Genomic DNA, 7,840 nt, shown 5'->3' with positions numbered 1-7,840 from the left:
TATATTACGCTGTTCGCCCGCAGAGTCAAGCGCTTATTCACGTTGCTCTGCCTGACCCCACCAGCTTTTTTCTCAGCGGGGTGTCGGTCAGTGGGGCGCATTATAGGGCGTTCTTCGGCGCTGGCAATAATTATTTTTAATAAAATTGATCGTTTGATTAATTCCACAGCAAAATGCCGCTTTATACTCATTTACCAACAGACTTATCCACAAATAGTTAATTGGATGAAAATTTATCGAGCATCACGCAAACGTTTTCGTTACAATCCGAGCAGTTAAAATCATCACATGATTTTATCCGACTGTTCTGAAATGTTATTGCAGCGCTCATTTTTTATGTCCTGATATAGTGGGTTCTTCCCAATAACATGTTACTGCCTCACAAAATCCAAGGGATCAAACCAATGCAACAGCTTCGTCCAATCCGCCGTGCCCTGCTTAGTGTTTCCGACAAATCAGGGATTGTTGAATTTGCGAAAGCCTTATCTGAACGCGGTGTTGAATTACTCTCTACTGGTGGTACAGCCTATTTACTAGCTGAATTAAGTATGAAGGTTACTGAAGTTTCAGATTATACTGGCTTTCCTGAAATGATGGATGGCCGCGTTAAAACACTGCATCCTAAAGTACATGGTGGAATCCTTGGTCGCCGTGGACAAGATGATGAAATCATGGCACAACATCACATCTCACCAATCGATATGGTAGTTGTGAATCTATATCCATTCGCACAGACCGTTGCTAAACCAGATTGTACTTTGGCAGACGCTGTTGAAAACATTGATATCGGCGGTCCAACTATGGTTCGCTCTGCGGCTAAGAATCATAAAGATGTCGCAATCGTAGTTAATAGTAATGATTATGAAAAAATCATTGAAGAGATGGATAGCAATCAGGGTTCACTGACACAATCAACCCGTTTCGATTTAGCAATTAAAGCATTTGAACACACCGCTGCTTATGACAGCATGATTGCTAACTACTTTGGTAAACTGGTTCCTGCTTATTATGGTGATATTACTCAGCCATCAGGACGTTTCCCCCGTACTCTGAATTTGAATTTTATTAAAAAGCAGGATATGCGCTACGGTGAGAACAGCCATCAAGATGCTGCTTTCTATATAGAAGAGAATCTCTCTGAATCATCTATTGCAACGGCAACTCAATTACAAGGCAAAGCGCTTTCTTATAACAATATTGCAGATACAGATGCAGCTCTGGAATGCGTTAAGGAATTCGTAGAGCCAGCATGTGTGATTGTTAAGCATGCTAATCCATGTGGCATAGCAATTGGTAAAGATATTCACGAAGCCTATGATCGCGCATTCAAAACAGATCCAACTTCCGCTTTTGGTGGCATTATTGCTTTTAACCGCGAAATTGATACTAAAACCGCACAAACCATTATCGACCGCCAATTTGTAGAGGTGATTATCGCTCCCTCAATAAACGAAGAGGCGTTACCGGTTCTGGCTACCAAGAAAAACGTCCGTGTTTTGATATCTGGTAACTGGGAAACCCGCATTGCTGGCCTTGATTTCAAACGTGTTAACGGTGGACTGCTTGTACAAGATCGTGATCTTGGTATGGTAACAGCTGACAACCTGCATGTAGTTTCCAAACGTCAGCCAACTGAGCAAGAAATGAAAGATGCTCTGTTTTGCTGGAAAGTCGCTAAGTTTGTCAAATCCAATGCCATTGTTTACGCAAAAAATGATATGACCATCGGAATCGGCGCAGGCCAGATGAGCCGTGTCTATTCTGCAAAAATTGCCGGAATTAAAGCAGCTGATGAAGGCTTGGAAGTTCAGGGATGCGCAATGGCATCTGACGCATTTTTCCCATTCCGTGATGGTATTGATGCAGCTGCGGCTGTCGGCGTGAGCTGTGTTATCCAACCCGGCGGTTCAATCCGCGATGACGAAGTCATCGCAGCCGCTGATGAACACGGCATTGCCATGATCTTCACTGGTATGCGCCATTTCCGCCACTAATCAATAACAGGGGTTAATTTGATGAATATTTTAATTATTGGTAGCGGTGGACGCGAACATGCTCTGGCATGGAAAGCAGCACAATCTCCTTTGGCTGGTAAGGTCTATGTTGCTCCGGGAAATGCAGGGACGGCGTTGGAAAGTCATCTGGAAAATATTGATATCTCAGCAACAGATATCAACGGCCTATTGGCATTTGCACAAAGCCATGATATTGGGCTGACCATCGTTGGCCCTGAAACACCACTGGTAATGGGTATTGTCGATGTGTTCAAAAAAGCGGGGCTAACTATCTTTGGTCCAACTCAGGCAGCCGCTCAGTTAGAAGGTTCAAAAGCATTCACCAAAGATTTTCTAGCACGCCATAAGATCCCGACCGCCTCTTATCAGAATTTTACAGAAATCGAACCTGCCCTCACCTATCTGGATAAAGTCGGCGCTCCTATTGTTATAAAAGCTGACGGGTTGGCTGCGGGTAAAGGTGTGATTGTTGCTATGACACGGGAAGAAGCCCAGTCCGCAATAAAAGATATGCTAGCCGGAAATGCATTTGGTGATGCAGGCCACCAAATTGTTATTGAAGAGTTTTTGACTGGTGAAGAAGCGAGTTTTATCGTTATGGTCGATGGCAAAAATGTCATTCCTATGGCAACCAGCCAGGATCATAAACGCGTAGGTGACGGTGATACTGGCCCAAATACTGGCGGAATGGGAGCCTATTCGCCCGCTCCGGTAGTCACCGATGAGATCCACCAGCGTATTATGGAAGAGGTTATTTATCCTACCGTCAATGGTATGGCTGCTGAAGGTAATATCTATACGGGTTTTCTTTATGCCGGGTTGATGATTAATCAGGATGGAGAACCAAAAGTGATTGAATTTAACTGCCGCTTTGGTGATCCGGAAACCCAACCGATCATGATGCGTATGCGTTCCGATCTGATTGAACTTTGTCTGGCTGGCACCAAAGGCGAGCTTGCTGGTAAAACGTCTGATTGGGACAAACGCCCTGCTCTGGGCGTGGTACTGGCTGCTGGTGGGTATCCAGCTGATTATCACAAAAGTGATATTATTCATGGCTTGCCTCAACAGGAAAATGAAAGCAACAAAGTTTTCCATGCAGGCACAGCATTGCAGGATAATAATGTTATTACCGCCGGTGGACGTGTTCTATGTATTACAGCATTAGGAGACACTATTGCTGATGCACAGAAAAAGGTTTACCAGCAAGCAGAACAGATTAAATGGAATGGCTGTTTTTACCGCAAAGATATTGGATATCGGGCCATTAATCGGCTGAAGTAATCAAAAACTGGCGGAGGTTAGAATCAGAGACTGTCCTTCGTCGGTTCCCAACGGCAAAAATCATTATTCGCCACCAACAGTAATTCGCGGCCAGCAGAAGCCTCCAACCAAGCAATGGTTAATTGGCCGTAACTGTTTTTTTCGCGCTGTTCAAGCCATGACTTAGCGTAAGGTTCAAACTCAACGGAAATCATTTCACCCGTACAGGTAGTGACCTTGCCGTTATTCCAGTGTCCTTGCATCAAACGCACATTACCTACTATCAGTGCATCACTTAATTCAAGAGTCCGTTTAGCATCAAACTGCATACGAACAACATCATCATTGGAAAGTGGTTCACGCCGTGTTTTTAACTGCTTCTGCATAAAAATCACATCACCGAATTTATTCAAACGAAGTTGTTCAGCCAGTGGATTTTCATCGTTTAGAATTTCACGGCGAATTTGGCGCAAATCACCCTGCTTATATTCGTAAAAAGTGACGACGGTATTATCATTACGGTAAGGGCTATAAACACTCATCAGAACCAGAGGTTTATTATTTTGATCGTTGAGGCGCCACAAGCGAACAACACCATCATCTGCGATGAATCCACTTGCACTGAAAAGAGGTTCTTTAGGTTGATTGGTACAGGCGCTGAGCGCGAAGACGAATCCTAGTGTCATCAGCCCCTGACGAACCAACAAAAGGGGATAAATAATACCCCTTCTATTTTTTCTTTTTTGCAATGAAATTATTTAACTGCGTCTTTCAAAGCCTTACCAGCAGAAAAAGCAGGTACGTTTGCAGCCGCGATTGTAATTTCTTTACCGGTTTGAGGGTTACGACCAGTACGCTCTGCACGGTGGTTAACTTTGAAAGTACCAAAACCTACCAGCTGTACTGAATCACCCGCTTTCAGGGATTCGGTGATTGCATTCAAAGTTGATTCCAGAGCAGCTTTTGCCTGAGCTTTAGTCAGGTCTGTGCTTTCTGCGATTGCATCAACTAATTCAGTCTTATTCATAGATTATCCTTACAGTGTGTTTATCGTTTGCAAAGCATCGAGTGCGACGGATATGCCGAATGACAGCACCCCTGCATACACGCACCGATAGCCACTTCTTTTCACCCCCCAAATGTAGAACAGAGTGGGGGCAAAAGTGAAGCCTTTGAACATGGCATTTAAAGCATTAAATCACGTTTTTTCACTTTACTGCGTTAAATTTATACCAATGTTGCTAATTGCTGACTCCCAAAGGTCAGCTTTCAATCCTTTAATCAACTCAATATCCCGCTCTTCGCAGCCGGCTAATAAGCGATAAATCTCCCATTGAATATCCCACTCTTCTTCAATGGCTGGTAATTCTTTTAATTCCTCATCGGTCATTTCTTTCCCGGCCCGAGTCATTTCAAGCATAGCAACAGTGCGAATTGAAATTTCACTCACTGCAATGGCATGTATCAATGTTTCACCACTCAGACGGGAATGGACCATTTCCCCTAATGCAATACACGCATCAATTGCCGGATATACACCGTAAATATCATAATCGTCTGCTGATGGAATAATTTGTTCTAACTTTTCCAACTGATTATCAAAATTAACCTTAGCATCTTTTACAACTAATATTTCCCACACCAGATCCAAAATACGGCGGTAAAGAACAGGTTCTGCAAACGCAGTCTGACAACAGAACATCTGGTAATTTGGATACATCCGTTCGCATAGACTCGCCATAAAGGTCAAATGCTGCCAACTTTCAAGTTTCTCCAACCGTAAATGTATCGGGTTTCGTAACATTAGTTCTTACTCATTATGCATAATGTGCTCCGCAGTTTACCTGAAATTCAAGAATATCCACACGTTTACACCGAATTTAAGGATTTTTCTGCATCATTTGTTCAAAAAACGCTCTATTTGAAGCTATACCATCCGCCCAGCGGGTTGTTTCGGGCAAGCGATAACCTTTCACACAGCGCTCCACCCATAGCAATGCACTATCAAGACTGATTTTGTGTCCTGGGGAAATATACAATGGATTACAGCGTTTTTTACTTCGCCATACCCAACCAATCTGTTCCTCTTTATCAATTAGAGGCTGACAACTGCCTGGCTGCTCACCCAGCAGCTCACTTTCACCACATAAACGGCGTTTTGCCACACCGATTGTAGGAACATTCGCCAATAAACCAAAATGACTAGCAACACCTAAACGGCGTGGATGAGCAATACCATGACCGTCCACCATCACCAGATCCGGTATGTGTTTCAACAACTGCCAGGCAGCCATCAATGCAGGATATTCACGGAAAGAGAGTAAACCAGGAATATAAGGAAGCGTAGTTTCAATTCGAGCTATCTGATATTCCACCAACTCAAGATCAGGGTAAGAGAGAACAGCTATCGCTGCGCGGGTAATTTTTCCCTGCTGTTCAAAGCCCACATCAGCACCAGCAATCAGTTTTGGCGAGGAAAAACCATCATAACAGATAACCTGCTGAGCCTTTTCTATTTGTTCCTGACGTAATGCTTTTGTGTTGATCATATGTTTTTACTGATGATATTTAGCTGAAAGTTTATGTACCGCCTCAACAAATACACCAGCATGTTCCGGCGCTACATCCTGATGGATACCATGACCAAGGTTAAATACATGACCAGAACCCACACCAAAACTTTGCAAAATTGTTGAAACTTCCTGTTCAATCCGTTCTGGAGAAGCATATAACATGGATGGGTCCATATTACCCTGCAAAGCGACTTTATTCCCCACACGACGGCGAGCATCGGCAATATCGGTCGTCCAGTCCAGACCAAGAGCATCACAGCCGGTTTCAGCCATTGCTTCCAGCCATTGCCCACCACCTTTGGTAAACAGTGTCACTGGTACCCGACGACCTTCATTTTCACGGATCAGACCATCAACAATTTTGTGCATATAACGCAGGGAAAATTCACGATAATCCCGGCCAGTCAGCACGCCCCCCCAGGTATCGAAAATCATCACAGACTGAGCGCCTGCTTTAATTTGAGCATTAAGGTAAAGGATGACACTATCTGCCAGTTTATTTAGCAACAAATGCATTACGGTAGGTTCGGCGTACATCATTTTTTTGATTTTAGTAAATGCCTTACTACTGCCACCTTCTACCATATAAGTCGCCAGCGTCCATGGGCTACCGGAGAATCCAATCAAAGGAACCTGACCCGCCAGTGCCTTACGGATTGCACGCACTGCATCCATCACATAGCTCAGCTCCATTTCAGGATCGGGAACCGGTAGTTTTTCCACATCAGCACGGCTTAAAACAGGAGATTTAAAACGCGGGCCTTCACCTGCTTCGAAGTAGAGCCCCAAGCCCATTGCATCAGGAATAGTGAGAATATCGGAGAAGAGAATTGCTGCATCCAATGGATAACGTCGCAAAGGTTGCAAAGTGACTTCGCAGGCAAGTTCAGTATTTTTACATAGAGAGATAAAATCACCCGCTTCGGTACGGATGGCTTTATATTCTGGTAAATAGCGGCCAGCCTGACGCATCATCCATACAGGTGTAACATCAACGGGTTGGCGTAGTAAGGCTCGCAAATAGCGGTCGTTTTTCAACTCATTCATGACAGGCTCCATTTATTTATTGGCCGCAATATTATCTGACTGTAATGATTAGGACATCATTGTAACATGACAGATAAATCTCTCCCGTTGAATTGCGCCAAACCATGCATTACGCATCTCGGCACAGAACAATCGTATCTTCAATCAACCGACGGGCAATAGTATTGTGTGGTGGAATCAATGGCAGTTGGTCATAGTGATACCAATCTGCACTAATCAGCTCTTTCGGATCATGGCGGATCTCTCCGCTGTCATAATCAGCCAGAAATGCCATCATCAATGAATGAGGGAAAGGCCACGGTTGAGAAGCGACATAACGTAAGTTGCGGATTTTAATATTACTCTCTTCCATGACTTCGCGGGCCACAGCTTCTTCCAGTGTTTCACCTACTTCAACAAACCCAGCAAGCACTGTATGTATGCCACTACGGTGGCGCTGATGTTGAGCCAATAAGATCTGATCATCACGACGAATACCGACAATAATACAAGGTGCAATCTGCGGATAATAACGTTCATGACAATGGTTACACAGACAAGCCCATTCACTGACACTGTGGTTCATTTCATGGCCACAATAACCACAATATTGATGAGAGCGATAAAATTCCGCCAATTGAACGCTTCGACCTGCTAATTGAAACAAGCCGCGATCGCCTGAAACAATGTGCCGTAAGGAAACCATATTTGAATCCATTTTCTGGCGAATAAACCAAACTTTCTCGCCCTGCCACTCACCGATAGGCAATGCTATTTTTCCTTGCAATGACCATTGAGCAGCTATTCCAAAAGGTAATTCACCTTTAGGGAGCCAAATACGATTCTCATCGCTGATAATCCACCAGCCTCGTTCTATACCTGTTACTTGTTGTTGTATCATCATTATGACATCTTATTTATTACAAATATCTGTATAAATCATACGCTTTTTAGTCAAAAAAG

At 43.8% G+C, this 7,840-nt stretch carries 9 protein-coding genes; 2 read left to right on the top strand and 7 right to left on the bottom strand.

Annotation, left to right across the window (positions count from 1 at the left end; all coding sequences use genetic code 11):
• Positions 1-191, bottom strand: a 191-nt coding sequence (locus tag C5469_RS23265; protein WP_207629145.1) for a hypothetical protein, incomplete at its 3' end; no start/stop codon positions are given.
• A gap of 213 nt (positions 192-404) precedes the next feature.
• Between C5469_RS23265 and purH the strand changes: the two genes are divergently transcribed.
• Positions 405-1,994 (top strand): bifunctional phosphoribosylaminoimidazolecarboxamide formyltransferase/IMP cyclohydrolase, encoded by a 1,590-nt coding sequence (purH, locus tag C5469_RS17615; RefSeq protein WP_166309480.1) that lies wholly within the window; start codon positions 405-407, stop codon positions 1,992-1,994.
• Between the two features lie 21 nt (positions 1,995-2,015).
• Positions 2,016-3,299: a phosphoribosylamine--glycine ligase gene (gene purD, locus C5469_RS17610; RefSeq protein WP_166309478.1), complete on the top strand. Its 1,284-nt coding sequence runs from the start codon at positions 2,016-2,018 to the stop codon at positions 3,297-3,299.
• A 23-nt stretch (positions 3,300-3,322) separates the two neighbouring features.
• Here the strand turns inward: purD and C5469_RS17605 are convergent, their stop codons facing one another.
• From C5469_RS17605 to nudC, 6 genes are all read right to left on the bottom strand, one after another.
• Entirely contained in the window at positions 3,323-3,964 is a 642-nt protein-coding gene (locus tag C5469_RS17605; RefSeq protein ID WP_166309476.1) for a DUF1481 domain-containing protein, read from the bottom strand.
• Positions 3,965-4,032: 68 nt separating this feature from the next.
• On the bottom strand, positions 4,033-4,305 hold the full coding sequence (gene hupA / locus C5469_RS17600; protein ID WP_012776594.1) for a nucleoid-associated protein HU-alpha: 273 nt from the start codon (positions 4,303-4,305) through the stop codon (positions 4,033-4,035).
• Positions 4,306-4,491: 186 nt separating this feature from the next.
• Positions 4,492-5,082 carry a YjaG family protein gene (locus C5469_RS17595; RefSeq protein ID WP_166309474.1) on the bottom strand — a complete coding sequence of 197 codons (591 nt, stop codon included), beginning with the start codon at positions 5,080-5,082 and terminating at the stop codon, positions 4,492-4,494.
• Positions 5,083-5,158: 76 nt separating this feature from the next.
• Complete coding sequence (nfi, locus tag C5469_RS17590; protein ID WP_166309472.1) at positions 5,159-5,827, bottom strand: deoxyribonuclease V; 669 nt, start codon at positions 5,825-5,827, stop codon at positions 5,159-5,161.
• Positions 5,828-5,833: 6 nt separating this feature from the next.
• Positions 5,834-6,898: a uroporphyrinogen decarboxylase gene (gene hemE / locus C5469_RS17585; RefSeq protein WP_166309470.1), complete on the bottom strand. Its 1,065-nt coding sequence runs from the start codon at positions 6,896-6,898 to the stop codon at positions 5,834-5,836.
• Between the two features lie 109 nt (positions 6,899-7,007).
• Entirely contained in the window at positions 7,008-7,775 is a 768-nt protein-coding gene (nudC, locus tag C5469_RS17580) for an NAD(+) diphosphatase (protein ID WP_166309484.1), read from the bottom strand.
• Positions 7,776-7,840: the final 65 nt, after the last annotated feature.

Source organism: Photorhabdus cinerea (genome assembly GCF_011189575.1).
GTDB lineage: Bacteria > Pseudomonadota > Gammaproteobacteria > Enterobacterales > Enterobacteriaceae > Photorhabdus > Photorhabdus cinerea.
Note: the sequence above shows the minus strand (reverse complement) of the source record. Positions and strands in the feature narration are given on the sequence as shown.

What these genes read in the sequence shown, in the direction of transcription:
- purH (WP_166309480.1), top strand. Translation starts at nt 405, where the DNA reads ATGCAACAGCTTCGTCCAATCCGCCGTGCCCTGCTTAGTGTTTCCGAC.
- purD (WP_166309478.1), top strand. Translation starts at nt 2,016, where the DNA reads ATGAATATTTTAATTATTGGTAGCGGTGGACGCGAACATGCTCTGGCA.
- C5469_RS17605 (WP_166309476.1), bottom strand. Translation starts at nt 3,964, where the DNA reads ATGACACTAGGATTCGTCTTCGCGCTCAGCGCCTGTACCAATCAACCT.
- hupA (WP_012776594.1), bottom strand. Translation starts at nt 4,305, where the DNA reads ATGAATAAGACTGAATTAGTTGATGCAATCGCAGAAAGCACAGACCTG.
- C5469_RS17595 (WP_166309474.1), bottom strand. Translation starts at nt 5,082, where the DNA reads ATGTTACGAAACCCGATACATTTACGGTTGGAGAAACTTGAAAGTTGG.
- nfi (WP_166309472.1), bottom strand. Translation starts at nt 5,827, where the DNA reads ATGATCAACACAAAAGCATTACGTCAGGAACAAATAGAAAAGGCTCAG.
- hemE (WP_166309470.1), bottom strand. Translation starts at nt 6,898, where the DNA reads ATGAATGAGTTGAAAAACGACCGCTATTTGCGAGCCTTACTACGCCAA.